This is a genomic window from Marinomonas sp. 63XJN7_7_ISO-PGPR-S23-202, from assembly GCF_056173505.1.
The window spans coordinates 5,079,314-5,101,074 of the sequence record NZ_CM149677.1; the positions used below are offsets into that span (position 1 = coordinate 5,079,314).

20 protein-coding genes are annotated in these 21,761 nt (G+C 45.7%); 11 read left to right on the top strand and 9 right to left on the bottom strand.

The features are described 5' to 3' along the window. Positions 1–267 precede the first annotated feature (267 nt). From gmk to AC0VYG_RS23405, 4 genes are all read left to right on the top strand, one after another. A complete protein-coding gene (gene gmk, locus AC0VYG_RS23390) occupies positions 268–891 on the top strand; it encodes a guanylate kinase (RefSeq protein ID WP_475430227.1) in 624 nt (207 codons plus the stop codon). A 58-nt stretch (positions 892–949) separates the two neighbouring features. Continuing rightward, positions 950–1,174: a DNA-directed RNA polymerase subunit omega gene (rpoZ, locus tag AC0VYG_RS23395; protein WP_475430228.1), complete on the top strand. Its 225-nt coding sequence runs from the start codon at positions 950–952 to the stop codon at positions 1,172–1,174. Between the two features lie 62 nt (positions 1,175–1,236). Next, a complete protein-coding gene (locus tag AC0VYG_RS23400) occupies positions 1,237–3,351 on the top strand; it encodes a RelA/SpoT family protein (RefSeq protein ID WP_475430229.1) in 2,115 nt (704 codons plus the stop codon). A gap of 128 nt (positions 3,352–3,479) precedes the next feature. Further along, positions 3,480–3,866: a RidA family protein gene (locus tag AC0VYG_RS23405; protein ID WP_475430230.1), complete on the top strand. Its 387-nt coding sequence runs from the start codon at positions 3,480–3,482 to the stop codon at positions 3,864–3,866. A gap of 114 nt (positions 3,867–3,980) precedes the next feature. Here AC0VYG_RS23405 and AC0VYG_RS23410 read toward each other — a convergent pair whose 3' ends face one another. The 8 genes from AC0VYG_RS23410 to AC0VYG_RS23445 form a co-directional block, all read right to left on the bottom strand. Then, positions 3,981–4,382: an EamA family transporter gene (locus AC0VYG_RS23410; RefSeq protein WP_475430232.1), complete on the bottom strand. Its 402-nt coding sequence runs from the start codon at positions 4,380–4,382 to the stop codon at positions 3,981–3,983. Beyond that, positions 4,379–4,687: a 4-amino-4-deoxy-L-arabinose-phosphoundecaprenol flippase subunit ArnE gene (gene arnE / locus AC0VYG_RS23415; protein ID WP_475430233.1), complete on the bottom strand. Its 309-nt coding sequence runs from the start codon at positions 4,685–4,687 to the stop codon at positions 4,379–4,381. The genes AC0VYG_RS23410 and arnE overlap by 4 nt, the downstream gene beginning before the upstream one ends. Before the next feature lie 11 nt (positions 4,688–4,698). Further along, positions 4,699–6,357 carry a phospholipid carrier-dependent glycosyltransferase gene (locus AC0VYG_RS23420; protein ID WP_475430234.1) on the bottom strand — a complete coding sequence of 553 codons (1,659 nt, stop codon included), beginning with the start codon at positions 6,355–6,357 and terminating at the stop codon, positions 4,699–4,701. Continuing rightward, on the bottom strand, positions 6,338–7,255 hold the full coding sequence (gene arnD / locus AC0VYG_RS23425; protein ID WP_475430235.1) for a 4-deoxy-4-formamido-L-arabinose-phosphoundecaprenol deformylase: 918 nt from the start codon (positions 7,253–7,255) through the stop codon (positions 6,338–6,340). Before arnD ends, AC0VYG_RS23420 begins: the two co-directional genes overlap by 20 nt. A 6-nt stretch (positions 7,256–7,261) precedes the next feature. Further along, the gene (gene arnA / locus AC0VYG_RS23430; protein ID WP_475430236.1) at positions 7,262–9,241 is read right to left on the bottom strand and encodes a bifunctional UDP-4-amino-4-deoxy-L-arabinose formyltransferase/UDP-glucuronic acid oxidase ArnA; all 1,980 of its coding nucleotides are present in this window, start codon (positions 9,239–9,241) and stop codon (positions 7,262–7,264) included. Position 9,242: 1 nt separating this feature from the next. Then, a complete protein-coding gene (arnC, locus tag AC0VYG_RS23435; RefSeq protein ID WP_475430237.1) occupies positions 9,243–10,229 on the bottom strand; it encodes an undecaprenyl-phosphate 4-deoxy-4-formamido-L-arabinose transferase in 987 nt (328 codons plus the stop codon). Positions 10,230–10,234: 5 nt separating this feature from the next. Beyond that, a complete protein-coding gene (gene arnB, locus AC0VYG_RS23440; protein WP_475430238.1) occupies positions 10,235–11,380 on the bottom strand; it encodes a UDP-4-amino-4-deoxy-L-arabinose aminotransferase in 1,146 nt (381 codons plus the stop codon). A gap of 275 nt (positions 11,381–11,655) precedes the next feature. Then, the gene (locus tag AC0VYG_RS23445) at positions 11,656–12,510 is read right to left on the bottom strand and encodes an NAD-dependent epimerase/dehydratase family protein (RefSeq protein ID WP_475430239.1); all 855 of its coding nucleotides are present in this window, start codon (positions 12,508–12,510) and stop codon (positions 11,656–11,658) included. Positions 12,511–12,637: 127 nt separating this feature from the next. Between AC0VYG_RS23445 and AC0VYG_RS23450 the strand changes: the two genes are divergently transcribed. Continuing rightward, complete coding sequence (locus tag AC0VYG_RS23450; RefSeq protein WP_475430240.1) at positions 12,638–13,543, top strand: hydrogen peroxide-inducible genes activator; 906 nt, start codon at positions 12,638–12,640, stop codon at positions 13,541–13,543. Positions 13,544–13,548: 5 nt separating this feature from the next. Then, positions 13,549–15,630 (top strand): ATP-dependent DNA helicase RecG, encoded by a 2,082-nt coding sequence (gene recG, locus AC0VYG_RS23455; RefSeq protein WP_475430241.1) that lies wholly within the window; start codon positions 13,549–13,551, stop codon positions 15,628–15,630. Between the two features lie 169 nt (positions 15,631–15,799). On the opposite strand, the gene lrp is transcribed toward recG, so the two are convergent. Then, a complete protein-coding gene (gene lrp / locus AC0VYG_RS23460) occupies positions 15,800–16,276 on the bottom strand; it encodes a leucine-responsive transcriptional regulator Lrp (RefSeq protein WP_475430242.1) in 477 nt (158 codons plus the stop codon). A 515-nt stretch (positions 16,277–16,791) separates the two neighbouring features. Between lrp and AC0VYG_RS23465 the strand changes: the two genes are divergently transcribed. The 5 genes from AC0VYG_RS23465 (at position 16,792) to AC0VYG_RS23485 (ending at position 21,745) form a co-directional block, all read left to right on the top strand. Then, the gene (locus AC0VYG_RS23465) at positions 16,792–17,814 is read left to right on the top strand and encodes an amino acid ABC transporter substrate-binding protein (RefSeq protein WP_475430243.1); all 1,023 of its coding nucleotides are present in this window, start codon (positions 16,792–16,794) and stop codon (positions 17,812–17,814) included. A gap of 100 nt (positions 17,815–17,914) precedes the next feature. Beyond that, on the top strand, positions 17,915–19,090 hold the full coding sequence (locus AC0VYG_RS23470) for an amino acid ABC transporter permease (RefSeq protein WP_475430244.1): 1,176 nt from the start codon (positions 17,915–17,917) through the stop codon (positions 19,088–19,090). 9 nt (positions 19,091–19,099) lie between these two features. Further along, positions 19,100–20,200, top strand: a complete 1,101-nt coding sequence (locus AC0VYG_RS23475) for an amino acid ABC transporter permease (protein ID WP_475430245.1) — start codon at positions 19,100–19,102, stop codon at positions 20,198–20,200. A 22-nt stretch (positions 20,201–20,222) separates the two neighbouring features. Further along, positions 20,223–21,002, top strand: a complete 780-nt coding sequence (locus AC0VYG_RS23480; protein ID WP_475430246.1) for an amino acid ABC transporter ATP-binding protein — start codon at positions 20,223–20,225, stop codon at positions 21,000–21,002. Positions 21,003–21,214: 212 nt separating this feature from the next. Continuing rightward, entirely contained in the window at positions 21,215–21,745 is a 531-nt protein-coding gene (locus AC0VYG_RS23485) for a chorismate--pyruvate lyase family protein (RefSeq protein WP_475430247.1), read from the top strand. Positions 21,746–21,761: the final 16 nt, after the last annotated feature.

The following is a 21,761-nucleotide window of genomic DNA, read 5'->3' on the forward strand; positions in this document are numbered from 1 at the left end:
AGTGCTAATAAAAAATACAATGTCGCTCTATGGCGGCAAAAAAAATATGGATAAATCTTACACAATGACCTTGCGAAGAGGCTTCTATGGTATAGTACCTTAAATTAGGTAAGGACAAGTGATGAGACGTGGTATGGCTCTAGTATAGTCCTAATGACAGGCCTTGCAGTAAACACTCAGGTCTATCAAAAAAACCTATGCGAACTTTCCTTAGCCAAGTGACTCCCTAACCCATTTAAACCGAAAAGAAGAGTTTCTATTACCTCCATGGAACAACATACTGGAAATTTATTTATCTTGTCAGCCCCTTCTGGGGCCGGAAAATCGTCTTTATACAAAGCCTTATTAAAGGCAGACGACAAGGTGCGTATCTCGGTATCTCACACAACCCGAGCACCTCGAACAGGAGAAGAGCATGGCCGCGAATATTACTTTACCAGTGTAGAAGAATTTAACGCCATGATTGAGCAGAATGCGTTTTTTGAACATGCTCAAGTCTTTGATAATTTTTATGGCACATCGAAACACGCTATTTTTGATATGCTAGGACAAGGTTTAGATGTCATCTTGGAAATTGATTGGCAAGGCGCGCGACAGGTTCGTCATTTGTATCCAAATGCCATAGGCTTGTTTATATTACCGCCGTCTTTAAGCGTACTGGAAGAAAGGCTAAAAGGACGAGGAACCGATTCAGAGGAGGTCATTTCTCGCCGCATGAGCAAAGCGGTCAATGAAATGTCTCACTATCAAGAGTACGACTTTGTCATCGTCAATGATGATTTCGATAGCGCTTTAGCCACTATGCAGGCCATCTTTATGGCAATGCGCGCTAAAACCCGCCTAATCGAACAAAAAAATGGCAATCTCATTAATGACCTCTTGTCATTATAAGAAGCCCTTAAGTAGAATAACATCTATATAACTAGATAACCGCACATTAGAGGTCAATATGGCTCGAGTTACCGTAGAAGATTGTTTAGAAAACGTTGATAACCGTTTTGAATTAGTGATGGTGGCATCCAAGCGTGCACGTCAGCTTGCCACGGGTGGTGAAGAAGCGAAAGTCGCCATTGAAGACGACAAAATGACCGTTGTTGCACTGCGTGAGATAGCTGAAGATCTGATCAACGCACATAACGTTGATAAGCAAAAGCAACCTATCCACGAGTTCTAGAATTTATGGTGTCGCTCATACCACTGCTGTCGTATTTATTATTTGCTGTTGTGAGGTGAGCGATGTATGTCATTGAAGAATTAGCGCTGACCCTAAGTCAGTATTTGCCCTATGAGCAAGTAGCTCAGGTAAAACGCGCCTACTATTACGCAGAACAAGCCCATGATGGCCAATGGCGTAAAAGTGGTGAACCTTACGTCACCCATCCTCTTGCTGTTGCGCAGATCCTTGCCGATCTTCGTATGGATTGTGACGGCCTGACGGCCGCCCTACTTCATGACGTGATTGAAGACACGGGGATTAGCCGCGAAGCCTTAACAGAACAATTTGGCGAAGGCGTCGCTAGCCTCGTTGATGGCGTCAGTAAGTTAACTCACCTAGAATTTAACAGCCAAATCGAAAAGCAAGCACATAACTTCCAAAAAATGGCCATGGCCATGGCGGATGACATTCGTGTTATTCTTGTGAAACTGGCAGACCGACTCCACAATATGCGCACGCTGGATTCTATGCCAGCCCACAAAAAGCGCCGCATCGCCCGTGAAACATTGGATATATACGCCCCGATTGCCAATCGACTTGGTATGTACAATGTACGTGTCGCCTTAGAATCGCTTGCGTTCCAAGCCTACTACCCTATGCGGGCGCGCATGTTGCAGCGCGCCATTCATAAGAAATACGGCCAACGCGCTAAAGACACGGAAAAGCTTGAAGACTTTATTCGAGCGGAACTGGCAGCAGATTACATCGAAGCAACCATCAGCGTACGTGAAAAACACATCTATAGTATCTACCAAAAAATGGATAAAAAGCACCGTTCTTTGGGGGAGATTATGGATGTCTTAGGGGTTCGTGTCGTCACGGATCGCCACGACAGTTGTTACCGTATTCTAGGCGTCATTCACTCTCTTTTTAAACCGATCGAAGGGCGTTTTAAAGATTACATTGCCGTCCCAAAATCTAACGGTTATCAATCTTTGCATACCACGGTATTAGGTACCAACGGTTTGCCAATGGAAGTACAAATACGAACCGAGGAGATGGACTTAGTTGCCAACAATGGTATTGCCGCTCACTGGGCGTATAAGTTCAGCGGTAACTCAGGGATCCCTAGCAATCATGACCGTGCAACAAAATGGGTAAAAAGCCTACTGGAAATCCAGCAAAAAGCAGGCAACGCCATCGAATTTGTCGATAACGTGAAAAGTGATCTCTTCCCAGATGAGGTCTATATTTTCACACCGAACGGTAAAATCATCGAATTGCCTTCTGGGGCCACGCCCGTCGACTTCGCTTATGGCGTCCATACTGAAATCGGCAACTCTTGTATTTCATGCCGCATTAATCGTCGCTTGGCCCCCCTTAGCACCCAGTTAGAAAGTGGCCAAACAGTAGAAATCATCACGGCCAAAAATGCTCAACCGAATGTGGCTTGGTTAAGTTTTGCCATTACTGGAAAAGCACGCACTAATATTCGTCATTATTTAAAAGGTAAACAACGCGAAAATGCCATTTCGATCGGCTATCGCTTGTTAACTCGCTCTCTTAATGCGTTTAAAACCAACATTGAAGACTTAACCAAAGAGCAAATAGACCAAGTTTTAAATAACTACCAACTCGCCTCCATGGATGACTTATTGGAGTCGATAGGCAAAGGCCGACACGTTGGCTACTTAGTCGCACGACAACTATTCCCCGATTACGATGAAAACACCTTGGTGACGCCAAAATCCTTTAAGGTGAACGGCTCTGAAGGCATGCTGATTTCTTATGCGAAATGCTGTTCGCCCATTCCAGGTGACCCCATTGTCGGCTATGTTCAGGTGGATAAAGGGATTATCATTCACCATTTAAACTGCCCCAATATTCAAGATCATTTATCGAGTCCAGAACGCTTCATCCGCATGGCATGGAGTAAGGACATTGAAGAAGAGCTGAATATCAGTCTCATCGTCAGTTATATTAACGAACGTGGCGCGGTCGCCAAGATCGCCAGCTCGATCACAGACACGGACTATCAAGTGTCCAACTTAGATATTATTGAACGGGGCCGCATCAGCCGACTTCGCCTGAATATCACTATTTCAAGTCGTGTTGGTCTAGCCGATGTGATGCGCCGTATCAAAGCCGTGCGCTGTGTCGAAAAAGTCTCTAGAGAAACCATTGTTGGACGTTGAATAAGGTGAGACGTCTATTTCTCTCACTCTTTATTCAAGTAAAATAAGGTACAAATAACGCTTTTTAAACCGTCTGCGGCCTGAATTCAATGCCGCAGTTCCACTCATTTTGAAATGGAATCGAGAACATGGCAAAGCAAATCATTCATACTGAAAACGCACCTGCGGCAATTGGACCTTATTCACAGGCTGTTCGCGCGGGTAATACTGTTTACCTATCTGGTCAGATTCCTTTAGTACCAGAGACCATGGAAATCATCAGCGAAGACATCGTTGAACAAACCACTCAAGTCTTCAAAAACTTACAAGCCGTGTGTGAAGCGGCTGGCGGCTCCCTAAAAGATGTGGTGAAATTCAATATATTCATGACAGATCTGGGTAACTTTGCCACAGTGAACGAAGTGATGACGCAATTCGTTTCACAACCCTTCCCTGCTCGTGCCGCCATGGGTGTTCGTGCCCTACCAAAAGGCGTACAAGTAGAAATCGAAGGCATTATGGTATTAGAAGACTAAGCGTCTTGTTTATGACCCTAGTCGGCTAAGCGCTAGGCTAAAATCAAATGCTCATTAACTAAAAAAAGACGCCACGGCGTCTTTTTTCATTCTATTGAGCGCTCCAAATTTCCCCTAGTGCGCCCCATGACCAGCAGGTTTGTAGGTAATTAGACTGACCCCAAGCATGATCAACACACTGCCCACTAAGACAACCCAGGATAAAGGCTCGGCAAACACCCAGTGAGCCAGCAGCGTCACTAACACATAGCTGATACTCAAGCATGGATAGGCCACTGATAGGGGGATGTTTTTCAATGCCAACATCCAACAGCCCAGCGATAATCCATAACACATCAAACCAAAAAACACGCGAATAAGGCTAGAAAGATGGCTTTGCAGAAACGCAATGCCGTGCCCCTCGACTATCAGCCAATTGATGGAAACCACAGGCATGCCGCTCATACCGGATTTCATTAACAATTGCGCTAAGGTGACCAGCAATAGGCTTGCAATGATCGCGAACCAAGACCTCATGAATAGCCTCCCAATAAGCTTACTCCTAGTATAATGCAGAGCACACCACACCACTGGCGGGGGCTCACGGTTTCTTTAAACCACCAGCGCGAAGCCGCCATCACCAGCACAAAGTTCAAGCTCAACATAGGGTAAGCAATGCCAACAGGGAGACGCTGCAACACCAGCAACCAAAAAACCGCTCCCAAGCCTAGACAACCAATGATCGCCAGTAGCCACCAGACTTGATGGCGATGATCAGTGCGGGTCGCAACGCTTTTCTGCAACAACTGGCCAATACAAGTCAGCAGCAACGTCAGCGCCATAAACACCACTATCATGGCTGTTTAGCGTACACTAACAGGTAAAACCTTCCGGCATGGTACTGTTCCGTCGGCGCTGGCAATCTCGCTAACAATTGAGCACTGTCGTTTTTACCAGACAGCAATGCTAAAACAACCTGTTGAGACTGGCGTTTTTTCGGCAAAGCATCGCGAAACTGCTGATAGGTATAACGACGTTTTTTGCTACTGTGATCCAAACCGTAGCTCAACTCGCCCGTGCCATTTAGTAGATCAATGTTGCTACGCTTTAATTCCCAGCCAATCCCTCCGATGAGCGCAACAGAGTTACTGAGCACCCAAGCATTCGGTTGTACCTTTTGAACATATTGACTGAAAAAGACGCCTGGCAATTTACTGTTTACCACCTTCATAGGCAACGCCAGGGGAAGCAAAATCAACAATGCCATGGGAGCTATCGCCAAAAACATAGGGGCCCTCTTGAGGTTCGTAAGACCCAACAAGGGAACCAAAGCACAGCCAAATAAAATCGCCATGCCAAGCCAAAAATGCATTATTTCATGGGGGCCATATCCTTCTACCTTGCCAACCACATTAAACTGCATTAGCAACAGTACGAAACCGAATCCACCAAATCCTAGTGCATTTCCCCACACGGAAAATTTAATCGCTCGATGTTTTTCTTTTAGCAACTCGACCAAACCACAACCAATCAAGATGGCCAGTGGCATCATCAATGGCGCAATATAGGTGGGTAGTTTGCCTTTGGCGATGGATAGCAATAAGAATGGCAAGACAAAACAGAGCACTTGATACAAAAAGAAGTGTTTATGGGTCTTGTCAGTAAAATTGCGCAGGATCGCTTTAGGGGCCAAAAACGTCCAAGGAAAAACCGCCAACAACAATACAGGAAGGTAAAACCAGAAAGGCCTGAGGTGCTGGGCATTCGAGGCATCAAAACGTCGAATATTTTCATTCCAGAAAAAGAAATGCCAGTAATCAGGTGCCTTAAGCGCGACGGCTAAACTCCAGGGTAGCGCCACGATAAGCGCCGCCAGAATCGCCAATAAGCCATAAACCACTACCTGTTTAAACTGACGAGTCAGGATCATAAAGGGCACAAGAGCAATCACTAGCAGCGCCAACCCGACAAAACCTTTGGTTAAAAAGGCCGCGCCACCAAACGCACCAAACAGCAGATAACGCCATGCTAAAGCCTGACGAGTCTGTGCTTGGGTCGCATAATAGAAACTCGCAAAAGACGCCGCCATCCAAAAAGTTAATTGGCCATCTAATGCATTATAAGTCCCCACGCCAAACACCAAAGGACAGGACAAATACACCAACGCAGAATAAAACGCTTTGCGCTGGTCTTTCAGGACAATATTAACAAATTGGTAAGTAATCAGTGCCGTTAACCCCATGGACAACGCGGGCATAAAACGGGCTGCAAAATTCGTGTGACCAAATAGCAACTGGCTGATGTTGTTCATCCAGTAACCAAGAATCGGCTTTTCAAAATAATGCAGGCCCATAAAATGCGGCACCACCCAGTTACCACTGGCGAGCATTTCTCGACTGATTTCCGCATAGCGGGTTTCATCTGGCATCCACAGTGGGTGCCAACCAAGGGGTAACAAATACAATAACGCAAAACCAAATACTAAAATCCATTTATAGGGAACTGGGCGCATACACTTCCTCACTCTTAGAGTCTTGCCAACCAACCCAACCTTCTCGCCCGAATAGACTATCTCGCTTCACGTCAGTGACGATGTTTGCAGGCCGTTCTGCCAATAAATCCGCTAAGGTGACTGGTTGCCATTGGCGTGCTTTAAACATTGCTAATAATTGCTCGAACTGTTCTGTCATCACAATGCCTTCCACTTCCGCATGAATCGTATAAACGGGGAATGGCTGTTTTTCTAGGGCATCGCAGATATATTGGTTAAAACCGTCCATATCGCAGGCCGTCCCAACGACTTCGTCGAAGGTCGGTACGGTGACAGGAATTTGAACCGTTCCTGCTTGTCCATTTTGCAAACGTGGGTAGAATGCCTGGCGACCACGGCAATCACTGTTATAAGCGAAATGAAAGCGCTCTTTTAACTCGACCACACGGGCATCCGCACGCCATCCAGGCGCCGCACTACAACGCACTGCTTCACCTAAGATATCGCCTAAACGGTCATACCCCTGCTGAAGATGATCCAACATTTTGCTATCAGACCAACGTTGCGTATTCAGTTGCCATCCATGATGATCCCAAGCATGCAAACCAATCTCATGACCTTGTTTTTGTGAGTCGCGAATCGGCGTCGCAGCATGTTTACCAATCACCTTTCCTGGCCAGCAAGTGCCCGCCAGTAAGATGTCCAGTCCATACAAGCTTGCCGCATTGGAGCGCAACATTTTAATCAAAAACTTGGGTTTGATGAGACGCCATAAATGGCGCCCCATGTTGTCTGGCCCAACGGAAAAGAAAAAACTCGCTGTAATATCATGCTTATCGAGTATTTCTAATAACTTAGGGACGCCGACTTGCGTGCCTTTCAGCGTGTCGACATCTATTCGTAAGCCAATTTTTCTCATTGAAAATTAGTCCTGAGAAACGGTCGATTGAATGAAAAAGTCGAGTGTTTTCTCAATGGTTTCATCCATGTGAATATCAGGATGCCAGTCCAACAACTTGTTGGCATTTTCAATGCTTGGACGACGGTGAGAAACGTCTTGGTAGCCGTCACCGTAGAAGCTACGGCTTTCAATCGCTTTAAAACCAGCAAATGGAGGGAAATTGCCACGCAATGGGTGCGCTTCGAATTTTTCCAACAGGGTTTGCGCCATGTCTTTGATGCTGGCTTCGTTATCTGGGTTACCAATGTTGATAATCTGGCCATCACACTTGTTGTCGCGGTTTTCAATGATGCGGAACAAGGCTTCGATGCCGTCTTCAATGTCAGTGAAACAACGTTTTTGCGCCCCGCCATCAACCAATTGAATTGGTGTCCCTTCGATCAGATTCAGGATCAATTGCGTGATCGCACGAGAACTACCGATGCGCGCAGAATCCAAGCTGTCTAAACGAGGGCCCATCCAGTTAAAGGGACGGAATAGCGTGAAGCGTAAGCCATCTTTTGCACCGTATGCCCAAATAACGCGGTCTAGAAGCTGTTTAGACACAGAGTAGATCCAACGTTGCTTGTTAATTGGGCCAACGATTAGGCGAGATGTGTCTTCATCGAAACGCTCGTCATCACACATACCATAAACCTCAGAAGTCGATGGGAAGATGATGCGTTTGTTGTATTTCACACAGTAACGAACGATTTTTAAGTTTTCTTCAAAGTCCAATTCGAACACGCGAAGCGGATTACGCGTGTACTCAATAGGGGTGGCAATCGCGACTAGCGGAAGGATCACGTCACATTTCTTAATGTGGTATTCCAGCCACTCACTGTGGATGCTGATGTCCCCTTCAACGAAGTTGAATCGCGGGTGATCCAGCAAACGGTCAATGGCACTGGCGCTGATGTCCATACCGTACACTTCGTAACCGTCATCTTTAAGAAGACGTTCGGTTAGGTGGTTACCGATAAAGCCGTTTACTCCCAAGATCAAGACTTTTACACGCTTTTTCGCCGTCAACGCTAGGCTTGCTTTCGGCCCAAGACGCATGCCTTGTGTCAAGCTCATTTCACGTGACAACTGTGCGCCGCTTAGGAACAAACCTTGCTCAGATTGACCTGTTTCAATTTGCAGCACGCCACTACCACAGGCTACTTGGAAAGGTTCGGTGCTCAAAACCGTACCAGCGGCTTGCGTGGTTTCTTGAGAGACGATTTTCGCTTCCCAAACAATGATTTTGCGATCACCAATATAGCTGAATGCGCCAGGATAAGGCTGTGCAACCGCACGGGTTAGGTTATATAGCGCTTGTGCACTCTTGTTCCAGTCCAACTCACCATCAGCTGGCGTACGACGGCCAAAGTAAGTGGCATCCGCATCGTTTTGTGGTGTGAAAGTTAGCGTACCCGCCATGAGCGCAGGCAATGTATTGGCAAGCAAAGTTGCTGCTGCCGCGTCCATTTTTTTGTGTAATGTGTAGGCCGTGTCCACTTGTTCGATGTCAACGGTTTGCTGGCCAGCAATATCCCCTTGATCAGGACGAGCGGTCATTTTATGAAGTGTGACGCCTGTTTGCGTTTCACCATTCACCAATGCCCAGTTAATAGGCGCACGACCACGGTATTTTGGCAACAAAGAGCCGTGTAGGTTGAAGGCACCTAATTTCGCGCAATCCAACAAATCTTGGCTTAACATGTCACGGTAGTAGAAAGAGAAAAGGAAGTCTGGTTCCATCGCTTTGATGCGCTCAATCCATAATGGATGGTTCACTTCATGAGGCGCGAAAACAGGCACATCATGTTTAGCACATAATTGAGCGACTGAAGCAAAAAACTGCTGTTCTTCTGGTGAGTCGGTATGAGTGAACACAGCTTGGATTTCAATGCCCGCTTCGAGTAGCTGGCTAATTCCGGTGCATCCAATATTGTGGTAAGCAAAAACAACGGCTTTCATATTATTCTTTCTCTTTTAAAAATGGCGAAGTAGAAGATCCTGAACGGACAATTTTCTGAATAAAGTAACGAGGGCGAGCGCGAACATCGTTGTACATTCTACCAATGTATTCACCCAACAGCCCCATCCCAATAAATTGCGCGCCAACAAAAATAAACAGCACAGCAAATAGGGTAAACACACCATCGCCCGCCCAAATAGGGCCTTGAACGAGACGTAAAATAATCAATAAAAAGGCGAAGAAAAAACCTGCGCCGGCAATTAATGACCCCACAATGCTCAATAGACGTAGTGGTGTGGTTGTCATACAAGTAATGAGGTCAAACATCAAGTTGATCAGTTTCATCACACTGTATTTTGAATCGCCAAATTCACGCTCAGCATGATCCACATCAATTTCCGTGGTCTTTCTTGCAAAGCTATTGGCTAAAATCGGGATAAAGGTGCTGCGTTCGTGACATTGCAACATCGCATCAATGACGTGACGGCGATAAGCACGAAGCATGCAACCATAATCGCTCATTTGCACTCCGGTGGCACGGCGAACACCGCCATTGATGATTTTCGAAGGCAATGTACGGAAAAGCGAATCCTTACGGCGTTTGCGCACCGTCCCAATCACATCATAACCTTCGTCGGCTTTAGCAACCAAACGAGGAATTTCTTCCGGCGGATTTTGTAAATCCGCATCCAAGGTAATCACCAAATCCGCATCAACGATTTCAAAACCAGCCATAATGGCCGCATGCTGGCCATAATTACGGTTCAGCAAGACGCCCACAATATGACTATCGGGTTGGTCAGACGCCTCTTGAATCAGTTGGGCTGAACGGTCATGGCTGCCATCATCAACTAAAATAATATCGTAGTCGCGATCTATAAGACGACAAGCACTGTCCGTACGTCGGATTAATTCCGGCAAGCTCTCTTCTTCGTTATAGACTGGAATAACGATGGCGACATTCGAAATGTCTGTTTTATTATGCACTTTTGTTATTTCTCCAAAATGTCATTAATAGCATCCAGAACTCGTTGAACATCTTGCTCCGTCATATCTGGAAAAAGCGGAATGGAACACAGTCGGCTTGAATTCCATTCTGTATTTGGCAACGAGATCTCAGGGAAACGTTGACGGTAATAATGTTGCGAATGCACGGCACGAAAATGGATACCAGAGCCAATATTGCGCTCTTTCAGTTCAGCCATAAACTGCTCGCGAGTGAGACCACATGTCTCAGGGTCAATACGCACAATCATTAAATGCCAAGCATGAACATGGGGGTAATCTACCAGCGCCAAAGGCTTAAGAGGCGTGTTTTTCAGGCCTTCAAGGTAAGCGTTTGCCAAAGCGGTACGTTGCTGATTTAACTTAGCCAAACGGGCGAACTGCCCTAGCGCCAACGCCGCGTTCATATCGGGCAAGTTGTATTTAAAGCCTGGAATAATCACTTCTGCCTGAGGCTTACGCCCCTGCATTTGGCGATCAAAGGCGTCCACGCCTAGTCCATGAAAACGCAACATTCTCAATTGTTCCGCTAAGGCATCGTCATCAGTGGTAATCACACCGCCCTCTGCACTGGTGACATTTTTAATCGCATGAAGTGAAAATATTGCCGTGCCCGTCTGACCTATTGGCGTACCATGATAAGACGTTCCAATGGCATGGGCCGCATCTTCCACCAAAGGAATGTTATGCGCCTTGGCGATGGTGTTAAGTGCATTCAGGTCAACGGGAGCACCAGCATAATGCACAGGAACAATGGCTTTCGTTTTTGATGTGATTGCTTGCTCTAAGGCGTCGGCCGTCATCATCAATGTGTCTTTGTCAACATCCACAAACACTGGGGTCGCCCCCAACAGGCAGATAATGTTCGCTGTTGAAACCCAGGTTTGTGATGGCGTAATCACTTCATCGCCAGGACCAACCCCCAAGGCTAATAGAGTCAAATGCATGCCCGCCGTCGCAGAGGAGATGGCAATGGCATGACGACAGCCTAAATAATCACAAAAAGCCTCTTCCAACGCATTGGTTTTCGGACCCGTTGTAATCCAGCCAGAAGATAAGACTTCTGCAACAGCGGCAATATCATCCTGATCAATAGCAGGACGGGAAAAAGGCAAAAACTCTAACGAAGGCATTCCTGAGCTCCACAATAGAATGGCTTAAGAAAATATCAGTCCATATACAATTATAATAATCGGCAAGGACTCTTTATAACGCATTTATGGTCAATAAATTATGAAAAAATGGTCTCAAGCGCAATTATAAAACAAATAGTCCATCATTTTACCATGTAAATTAGTCTGACCGAGGTCCCCTAATAAGAATCCCCTTTTTATTATCTACGCAAATAAAAAGCAAATTACAAGGAAAGTATTTGTGCAATTTTTATTTATCAATAGAAAAATAATTTTTAGACAGACCTTTCTTGTCGATATTGTTCGACTAATGACAAGTAGCCTGACACATAACTGGGGTATTGAAAACGAAAGCCGGTTTCAACAATCGATTTGTTACTGATACGTTTACCCGTTTTCGGTAAAAAAGCTTGCGCATTATCCGGAATATTAACAGGAACACCTAATAAGTGCGCAATACAGAGTTTGACCTCCCACATAGAAACGGGAGTATGATCCGTCACTTCATAATGGGCCAACAGTGCCTCCCCCTGGAAAGCACGGTTCGCCAAATGCAGTAACGCTCGCACTACATCGTCTCGATGAACTCGATTCGTCCAGCTATTTTTATCCCAAGATTCGGCCGACATCACTTTTTTCAGCAAACGATAACGACCCGGTCCATAGATCCCAGAACAACGCACCGCAACCGATGGTAATGCCTTTGCCAGTACTTGTTCCGCCTCCAGAATCCATTGTGACGAGGCCGAGTTCGGTCTTTGAGGCTCTGTATGCTCATCAATCCAGTCACCCTGATTTTGCCCATAGACACTGGTGCTCGACACAAAAAATACCTGTGCCTGACTCCCACGATAACGCTCCACGATGCGGCTTGCTGTCTCGTAATAGGCGGCACGATAAGCGGTTTCGTTATATTCTTGCGGTGTCATGATCAAAAAAATCAAATCCACATCCGGCAATTGTTCATCGCTAAGCTGCGTGAGATCACCCGTTATACCGTGGACACCTGATGGGAAATAAATACCGGTGCGGCGAATCGCACTCACCTGATGACCTTGCGCCACAAGGGCTGACGCGATATCCGTCCCCAAATCACCACATCCAGCGATTAAAATACGTTTCGTTATCATAAGAGCCTCCTAAATTAAGCCACACTATTTAAGCAATAAAAGCGCAAACAGAATTGATTAACCGATACACCTTATCAAATTTTGTATTATCATAGTTATTAACAATGAACTGGTTGAGGGATTCGCGATGACATTAACAGAGTTAAAATACGTTGTTATGTTGGCACAGGAAAAGCACTTTGGACATGCTGCCGAAAAATGCTATGTGTCACAACCAACATTAAGTGTTGCAGTGAAAAAACTGGAAGAGGAACTGGGTGCTGCCATTTTTGAGCGTAGCAAGAGCTCTGTGTACATTACACCACTGGGCGAACAAATTGTTGCACAGGCAAAACGCGTACTAGAACAAGCGAATACCATCAAAGAATTAGCCTCATCCGGTCATAACCAGTTAAAAGGCCCGATTAAAGTGGGGGCTATTTTTACCATTGCGCCGTATCTTTTTCCTTTTATGATCCCTACATTGCGCTCTATCACCAATGATATGCCCTTAATCATAGAAGAAGACCTGACAGAGAACCTCCGCCCTAAGCTGCGTAATGGAGAATTGGATGCCATCATCATCGCCCTACCTTTTCGCGAACCAGATGTGGTGACACAACCTATCTATGAAGAAGAGTTTGTGGTGTTGATGCCTAAAGACCATCCTTGGACAAAGTTGTCCCACATTCAAACAGATCAACTGTCAACCGATAACCTACTGTTACTAGGTAAAGGACATTGTTTTAGCGAGCAAGTATTAGAAGCGTGTCCCATGGTCAAAGAGGACGAGTTCGGTGAAGGACGAACCATCGTCAATGGTAGCTCTTTAGAAACCATTCGCTACATGGTCGCCTCAGGACTGGGCGTCACTGTGTTACCAAAATCGGCCGTGACCAATATCGATAATAGCCTGCTGGAAATTCGGCCTTTTGCGGACCCTGTCCCCAAACGTACCGTGGCACTTGCCTGGCGTGCCAGCTTTCCACGCCCTAATGCCATTGACGCAGTAAGCCAATCCATCCGTGAAGCCAGTAAAAAGCTCGAGCTATAATCATTATGATGGATGATCTCGACACGCAAGATGTCAGAGAACTCAAAGGTGTTGGCAATGCCATGGCCGAAAAGCTGGAGAAACTGCATATTAACACGGTGCAGGATTTGCTATTTCATCTGCCCATTCGCTATCAAGACCGCACTCGTGTGGTACCCATAGGGCAGTTACGTTTTGGCGATGAGGCCGTTATAGAAGGGATGGTGACGGACTGCGAAATAAAAATGGGGAAACGCCGAAGTCTGTTGTGTCGCATGAAAGATGGAACGGGCACCTTATGCCTGCGTTTTTTTCATTTCTCTGCGGCGCAAAAGAAGCAGCTTGAGTCGGGAAAAAAGATCCGTTGTTTTGGCGAAGTACGTCGTGGCAGTACTGGCTTTGAGATGTATCATCCAGAATACAAGCTCATTGTCGAAGGGGCGACATACAGTGAGTCAGATCAACTCACGCCCATTTACCCCCTGACAGACGGACTCACACAACCCAAAATTCGCCAATTATGTGAACAAGCTTTAGAGCGTCTCACACCATATAACTTAAAAGAATGGCTACCGGACGAGATTCGCCAGCCATTCAGCCTACCCAATTTAGCGGATGCCATTCGCTTTTTGCACCACCCTACTACCGATGCAAACTTAGAGCAGCTTAAAGCGGGGGCACACCCAGCCCAATATCGCTTGTCATTTGAAGAATTGATGGCCCATCAATTATCCCTGATCGGAAAAAAGCTCAAGGCCAAAGAAGACAAAGCCATTCAGGTCACAGAAAGCGGCAGCTTAGCGCAACGCTTACTCAGCCAACTCCCCTTTTCGCCGACCAATGCTCAGCAACGCGTCTTTCAAGACATACTGCACGATCTAGCTTCAGGCCACCCCATGTTACGCTTAGTACAAGGAGACGTTGGCTCCGGTAAAACACTGGTGGCGGCCCTCGCAACGGCTGCCGTCGTTCAAGCAGGTTTCCAAGTGGCCATTATGGCGCCAACCGAAATTCTGGCCGAACAGCATTTAGCGAATTTTACTCAATGGTTTGTCCCTCTAGGTTTAAAAGTTGCTTGGATGGCCGGCAAGGTCAAAGGTAAAGCTCGTGAAAGTGAACTGGCTGATATTGCCTCCGGTGCCGCACAAATTGTCGTGGGCACGCATGCCCTATTTCAAGACAGTATCGAATTTGATCGTCTTGCTCTGGCGATTATCGATGAGCAGCACCGCTTTGGTGTGCACCAACGCATGGCATTGCGCGAAAAAGGCCTAAAACAAGGCTTTCAACCTCATCAATTAATCATGACCGCAACGCCCATCCCTCGCACATTAGCCATGTCAGCCTATGCCGATCTTGACTGTTCCATCATTGATGAACTCCCCCCCGGACGCACCCCAGTCAATACCATTGTGGTGTCCGATCAACGCCGAGGTGAAGTCATAGAACGCGTCAAACAGGGCTGCCAAGAAGGCAAACAAGCCTATTGGGTATGTACTCTCATAGAAGAATCAGAAGCCTTGCAATGCCAAGCAGCTGAAGACACAGCGATCTTGTTACAAGCACAACTGGGCAATCTAAAAATTGGCTTGGTACACGGTCGCCTCAAGGCACAAGAAAAAGCGGACATTATGGCCCGTTTTAAGGCTGGCGAGCTGCAATTACTCGTCGCAACAACGGTTATCGAAGTGGGCGTGGACGTACCGAATGCCAGTTTAATGGTCATCGAAAACCCAGAACGTCTCGGTTTAGCGCAGCTTCATCAATTACGCGGCCGAGTCGGCCGAGGGCAAGCCGCCAGCCATTGTGTGCTACTTTATAAAGCACCACTTGGTGAACAGGGCAAGGCTCGACTATCGACCATGCGAGAAACCAGCGATGGCTTTAAAATTGCCGAAAAGGATTTGGCGTTACGCGGCCCAGGTGAGTTGCTGGGCACCAGACAAACAGGGTTGTGGGAATTCAAAGTCGCCGATTTACAAAGGGACAAAGCCCTACTCGATGATGTACAAAAAGCGGCCGTGCTATTACATCAGCGTTACCCAGAGCGCATTCCACCCATTCTATCTCGCTGGTTGCCCGACCACGCCCGCTATTTAAACGTCTAGTGAATCCCCTCCTAACCCCTTACTAATGGGAGAGGAGCCTTTTATTGAGGCATTTCCAGTTCCCTCCCCTTATTTAAGGGGAGGGTTAGGGAGGGGTCTAAGAAGTTCGCGTGTTTATATTTCGTTTGCAGTGCAAATGCACCACAAGTTTAGTGGCTGCTGTAAACATTTAACGAATATTGACCACCGTGGTATTTTTTACTTCTTCCATCGCAACATAGGTTCGAGACTCTCGAACGTGGGGCAAGGTCAACAAGGTTTCCCCTAACAATTGACGATAAGTATCCATATTAGATACGCGAGCTTTTAATAAATATTCAAAATCCCCCGCAATCAAATGGCACTCTAGAATCTCTGGAATCTCAGAGACCGCCACCTTGAATTCATTAAATCCCTCAGGAGACGTGGTTTTTAAACGAATCTCGACAAACACCAGTAGCCCAGCCTCGACTTTTTTCGGGTCAACTAGAGCACAATAGCCCGTGATGTAGCCATTACGCTCTAAGCGACGTACCCGTTCTAAGCAAGGCGTTGCACTCAGCCCAACTCGGCTGGCAAGTTCAACGTTAGACAAGCGACCATTATCTTGCAATTCTCGCAGTATCTTTTTGTCTAAGCGGTCAAGCGGTTTGGTTGAGTTGTCCATTTTGCATGGATCTCCTTACATCACACGAAAGTTTTCTTAAGTCTATCATGGAGATGGCAACTTATGGGAAACGCTTTTCATCAATAGAGCAAGAATAAAATACGTGCGCTTTAATGGGAAAGATAGCTCTCATGCACCAATAAAGACCAATGGTGAAAAAAACGCACAACGATGATACATTTCGTATCAATTCTCGTTTTCCCCATCGTTTTTACCATTTTGCTTGCCCTATAAATAAGCATTCAAAACTTACTAAACAGCCAACAAAGAGCAACAAAAAAAGCAAAAAATATGCAAATAACGTAAAAAAACAGTCATTTTACTCTTGACTGAGCCTGTGAAAGAGGCATTATGTATCGCGTAGCAAGCATTTTTCAGGTAAATGTGCTGCTTACTTTTCGAAAAATATAAATAAATGTTGGCAACTGTTTTGCATAATCCTTACTAATTCTTGGATATTGTAAATTTTTTGAGAATAACATACTAAAATATGAATATGCCTGGGAGGCGAAAAGATGAAATCGAACGTTGGCAAAATACTCTCAACTGCCGCTATTACTGCTGCTATTAGTACAGGTGCCGTCGCAGGGACACTTGATGATGTAAAACAAAAAGGCTATCTGCAATGCGGCGTAAGTCAGGGTGTACCCGGTTTCTCAAACGCAGACAACAAAGGGAATTGGTCTGGCATTGATGTCGATGCTTGTCGTGCTGTCGCTACGGCTATTTTCAACGACCCCACAAAAGTAAAGTTCACACCGCTTTCTGCTAAAGAACGCTTTACCGCATTGCAGTCTGGTGAAATCGATATGCTCTCTCGTAATACCACCTGGACATTTACTCGTGATGTATCACTTGGCCTCGATTTTACCGCCATCACTTTCTATGATGGACAAGGCTTTATGGTTCATAAAGAACTAGGTGTTAAATCTGCTAAAGATCTAGACGGTGCGACAGTCTGTACACAATCAGGCACCACGACGGAATTAAACATGGCCGACTTTTTCCGTAAAAATAACATGTCTTACGTGCCCGTCATTATCCAAAAGGCAGACGAGGCTGTTGCCGCTTACGACTCTGGCCGTTGTGACGTATTCACCACAGACAAATCTGGCTTAGCCGCTTGGCGTACCAAACTCAAAAACCCAAGCGACAATATCATTCTTCCTGAAACCATTTCTAAAGAGCCTCTAGGCCCTGTGGTTCGTCAAGGAGATGAGCAGTGGAAAGATTTGGTGACTTGGGTGCTATTTGCACAAGTTAACGCAGAAGGAATGGGCATTAACTCTAAAAACGTCGCTGAAATCAAAAAAACAACGAAAGATCCCGCCGTTATGCGTCTATTAGGCGTGGATAGCGATATGGGTAAAGAGCTAGGTCTAAGCGCCGATTGGGCTTATAACGTAATCGCCAAAGTAGGTAACTACGGCGAGGAGTTTGATCGTAACGTAGGTAAAGACTCACCACTTGACTTGCCTCGAGGTTTAAACAACCTATGGACAAATGGCGGTATCATGTACGCGCCACCAGTTCGTTAATATAACTCTCTTCGGGTTATTACCCAGCCGCCTAAACTCGCGGCTGGGTGTCTTTCCTCTTTTCCTATACATCTGATGAGCAGTTATTGCCTGAACCAAGATGAATGATATAAACGACCCTAGTAAAAAAAGCTTTTTGTACGATGCAGGAACACGTTCTCTTGTTTTTCAAGTCGTACTATTAGCTATCGTGTTATACGTTTGCTATTACCTATTTAGCAACCTACAAGCCAACTTAGACAGTCGAGGCATATCCACTGGCTTTGGTTTTTTAAACGAGCCTGCGGGCTTTCCTATCCTCATTCACCTAATTAGTTATACCGAGGCAGATACATACGGACGTGCCTTTTTAGTTGCCTTAATCAACACCTTTGTCATTTCCTTGCTGGGTATTATATTAGCCACCATTATTGGCGTGATAATGGGACTATCCCGTTTATCTAAAAACTGGTTAGTGGCCAGATTGGCAACGGTTTATATTGAAACATTGCGTAATATTCCGCTGCTACTACAAATGTTCTTCTGGTATTTTGCCGTTCTCGCGGCACTGCCTACTCCCAGACAAAGTTATGAATTTGCCGATTTTTTTCTGAATAAACGTGGGATATATTCGCCGAATCCGATCGTTCAAGAAGGCTTTAGCATTGCCATTTTTGGCTTTGTGTTATCCATTGTCGCCTCCATCGCTCTTATTATTTGGGCGAAAAAGCGCCAAACTAGAACGGGGTTGTGGTTTCCTGCCTACTGGTCTTCTCTAGGGCTAATCATTGTTATCACCTTGTTAGCCTTTGCCATTGCAGGGTTTCCCCTAACATTTGATCTACCGCACCAAACACGTTTTAACATCAAAGGCGGCATGGTTTTACCGCCTGAGTTCGTCGCCGTTCTTGTCGCCTTATCCACTTATACAGGCTCCTTCATTGCGGAAATTGTTCGTGCTGGCATTTTGTCTGTCAATTGGGGACAAACGGAAGCCGCTCGCTCATTGGGTTTAAAAGATAATTTGACACAACGACTCATCGTCTTACCTCAAGCCCTGCGGGTTATTATTCCACCACTTACCAGCCAATACCTAAATTTGGCCAAAAACTCATCATTAGGAGCCGCTATTGCTTATCCTGAATTGGTGTCTGTCGTCATGGGTACGACACTCAACCAAACAGGGCAAGCAATCGAAACAATTGGTCTTTGCATGTTGGTATACGGTTCATTGAGTCTAAGTATCTCTTTGTTTATGAACTGGTATAACAAAAAAATGTCATTAGTCGAGCGCTAGGAGGCCAATATGGCGATTGAATTTAAACCATCCCCAAGCCTTCCACCGCCATCGAAATCGGTGGGTGTTGTCGCTTGGGTTAGACACAATTTATTATCCTCACCACTCAATGTCGTGTTAACGGTTTTCAGTCTGTACATTCTGTATTTGACGATTCCACCGCTTATTGAATGGGGAGTTATCAATGCCACTTGGACAGGTTCATCCAATAAAGCTTGTACTGGCGGCGGAGCGTGTTGGGCGTTTATTAATTCTTACTTTGAGCAGTTCATGTACGGCTTTTACCCTTCCGCGCAAACATGGCGGATCAATTTAGCCCTCGTGATTCTGATTCTTTTAGTGGCCATGTTTGCCATTAAAAAAATCAATAAGCTATACCTGACACTGGTTATTATCCTTGTTTACCCGGTCCTAGCTTACTACTTATTTTCTGGTGGTGTGTTTGGCTTAGTGCCCGTCGAAACGGCCAAGTGGGGGGGACTCTTCTTAACCGTGCTTCTGGGTGTTATCGGTATTGTGGCATCGTTTCCATTGGGGGTTTTGCTGTCTCTAGGACGTCGCTCTAATATGCCCGTTGCCAAATCCGTTTGTGTTATCTTTATCGAGACCATTCGAGCCGTGCCATTGATCACCATCTTGTTTATGGCATCGGTGATGATTCCACTGTTCTTGCCTGATGGATTAAATTTTAACAAATTGCTACGCGTGTTGATCGGTATTGTCCTTTTCTCATCCGCTTATATGGCGGAGGTCATTCGGGGTGGGTTGCAAGCCATACCAAAAGGTCAATATGAAGCCGCTGATGCAATGGGTCTGTCCTATTGGCAATCCATGTCACTCATTATTTTGCCTCAGGCTTTAAAGCTGGTGATTCCTGGCATCGTCAATACCTTTATTGGGTTATTTAAAGATACAACGTTGGTTTACATCGTGGGCATGTTTGATTTCTTAGGACGCATTCAAGCCGCTAACCACGATACAAACTGGTTAGGAACCACCGTCGAAGGGTATGTTTTCGCCGCTTTCGTTTACTGGATTTTCTGTTTTGGTATGTCCCGTTACAGCATGGCACTAGAGCGCAAATTGGAAACCGGACATAAACGAAATTAGTTAAGAATTTGAGGCCTTTATAATGACAGATAGAAACATGGCGCTTGCCCAACTAGAAGCCGGCGAGCAAGCAATCATTGAGTTTAAAGATGTAAATAAGTGGTATGGCGATTTTCATGTACTGAAAAACATCAACTTTAGCATCAAAAAAGGGGAGCGGATTGTCGTCTGTGGTCCATCAGGATCAGGAAAATCTACCATGACTCGCTGTATCAATCGCCTTGAGGAGCACCAAAAAGGGACTATCTCCGTAGATGGCATCGAAATGAATGATAACTTGAAGAACATCGAGACCATTCGTAAAGATGTTGGTATGGTCTTCCAGCATTTTAACCTGTTTCCACATTTAAGCATTCTGGAAAACCTGACACTAGCGCCTATTTGGGTACGTAAAATGCCCAAAAAGAAGGCGGAAGAGCTGGCCATGCATTATTTGGAGCGCGTAAAAATTGCCAACCAAGCATTAAAGTACCCAGGTCAACTTTCTGGAGGACAACAGCAGCGTGTGGCAATTGCTCGCGGACTGTGTATGCAGCCACGCATCATGTTATTTGATGAGCCCACTTCCGCCCTTGATCCAGAAATGATCAAAGAAGTACTTGATGTTATGGTGCAGCTGGCAGAAGAAGGAATGACCATGGTTTGTGTGACCCATGAAATGGGCTTTGCTAAAACCGTGGCTGATCGCGTGGTCTTTATGGATGCGGGAGAAATTGTGGAGGCCAATGAGCCCCATGAGTTTTTCAATAATCCACAACACGACCGTACGCAATTGTTCCTAAGCCAAATTTTGAACCATTGATACTGATTCCCTGTTAACTAAACAAATAGGATCAACAGCCTCACCTCGATGTTCCACCATGACGTTGGACATAAAGGCGAGGCTTTTTTATGCATTGTTCTATGGGACAAGGTTGCGAAACCTCAATATAATAGCCATGTCACTAATCGAGACCTTTATGCACTGGCAGAAACACCAGTGTCGATAAAAGGGCTCTTAACGATTGGCCTAACATGCAATTAAATCATCATCTGACACTTGCCTTGCACTACCGTTGGCAACCCTTAAAACAAATTAGCAAACAGCAAATTCCGGCGTCACTTTGGTTTTGGCTCACGACCAGTCAATCCATCACCGCAGAGTTGAAAAAAAGAGGCCAACTCACGGTAGAGGTTATTGAGGATGGTTGGGGAAAAGCAACGCCGCGTGAAAAACGACGACTCAACATGAAGCCACGCGATGCTGCGCGTGTTCGCACGGTATTATTAAAAGTCGATGGTCGAACCGTTATATACGCCCGCTCCATTATCCCAGCCAACGCCTTACGAGGTCATTGGCGACAAGTGAAACATTTGCACAATAAACCATTAGGCGGTTATTTGTTTAAGCATAGGGCACTTAAACGCAGCCCTATTGAGGTAGCGGCCCTTCCCAAAGGCTTATTTACCAATCACCATACCAAAGTCTGGGCAAGACGCTCTGTTTTCCAACAATTTGGCTCTGGTATCTTGGTCAGTGAAGCATTTTTCGAGACAATGGCATAACATAAAGGCGGCTTCG

Excerpts from the sequence above, each read along its gene's own strand:
- gmk (WP_475430227.1), top strand. The coding sequence starts at position 268 with ATGGAACAACATACTGGAAATTTATTTATCTTGTCAGCCCCTTCTGGG.
- rpoZ (WP_475430228.1), top strand. The coding sequence starts at position 950 with ATGGCTCGAGTTACCGTAGAAGATTGTTTAGAAAACGTTGATAACCGT.
- AC0VYG_RS23400 (WP_475430229.1), top strand. The coding sequence starts at position 1,237 with ATGTATGTCATTGAAGAATTAGCGCTGACCCTAAGTCAGTATTTGCCC.
- AC0VYG_RS23405 (WP_475430230.1), top strand. The coding sequence starts at position 3,480 with ATGGCAAAGCAAATCATTCATACTGAAAACGCACCTGCGGCAATTGGA.
- AC0VYG_RS23410 (WP_475430232.1), bottom strand. The coding sequence starts at position 4,382 with ATGAGGTCTTGGTTCGCGATCATTGCAAGCCTATTGCTGGTCACCTTA.
- arnE (WP_475430233.1), bottom strand. The coding sequence starts at position 4,687 with ATGGCGCTGACGTTGCTGCTGACTTGTATTGGCCAGTTGTTGCAGAAA.
- AC0VYG_RS23420 (WP_475430234.1), bottom strand. The coding sequence starts at position 6,357 with ATGCGCCCAGTTCCCTATAAATGGATTTTAGTATTTGGTTTTGCGTTA.
- arnD (WP_475430235.1), bottom strand. The coding sequence starts at position 7,255 with ATGAGAAAAATTGGCTTACGAATAGATGTCGACACGCTGAAAGGCACG.
- arnA (WP_475430236.1), bottom strand. The coding sequence starts at position 9,241 with ATGAAAGCCGTTGTTTTTGCTTACCACAATATTGGATGCACCGGAATT.
- arnB (WP_475430238.1), bottom strand. The coding sequence starts at position 11,380 with ATGCCTTCGTTAGAGTTTTTGCCTTTTTCCCGTCCTGCTATTGATCAG.
- AC0VYG_RS23445 (WP_475430239.1), bottom strand. The coding sequence starts at position 12,510 with ATGATAACGAAACGTATTTTAATCGCTGGATGTGGTGATTTGGGGACG.
- AC0VYG_RS23450 (WP_475430240.1), top strand. The coding sequence starts at position 12,638 with ATGACATTAACAGAGTTAAAATACGTTGTTATGTTGGCACAGGAAAAG.
- recG (WP_475430241.1), top strand. The coding sequence starts at position 13,549 with ATGATGGATGATCTCGACACGCAAGATGTCAGAGAACTCAAAGGTGTT.
- lrp (WP_475430242.1), bottom strand. The coding sequence starts at position 16,276 with ATGGACAACTCAACCAAACCGCTTGACCGCTTAGACAAAAAGATACTG.
- AC0VYG_RS23465 (WP_475430243.1), top strand. The coding sequence starts at position 16,792 with ATGAAATCGAACGTTGGCAAAATACTCTCAACTGCCGCTATTACTGCT.
- AC0VYG_RS23470 (WP_475430244.1), top strand. The coding sequence starts at position 17,915 with ATGAATGATATAAACGACCCTAGTAAAAAAAGCTTTTTGTACGATGCA.
- AC0VYG_RS23475 (WP_475430245.1), top strand. The coding sequence starts at position 19,100 with ATGGCGATTGAATTTAAACCATCCCCAAGCCTTCCACCGCCATCGAAA.
- AC0VYG_RS23480 (WP_475430246.1), top strand. The coding sequence starts at position 20,223 with ATGACAGATAGAAACATGGCGCTTGCCCAACTAGAAGCCGGCGAGCAA.
- AC0VYG_RS23485 (WP_475430247.1), top strand. The coding sequence starts at position 21,215 with ATGCAATTAAATCATCATCTGACACTTGCCTTGCACTACCGTTGGCAA.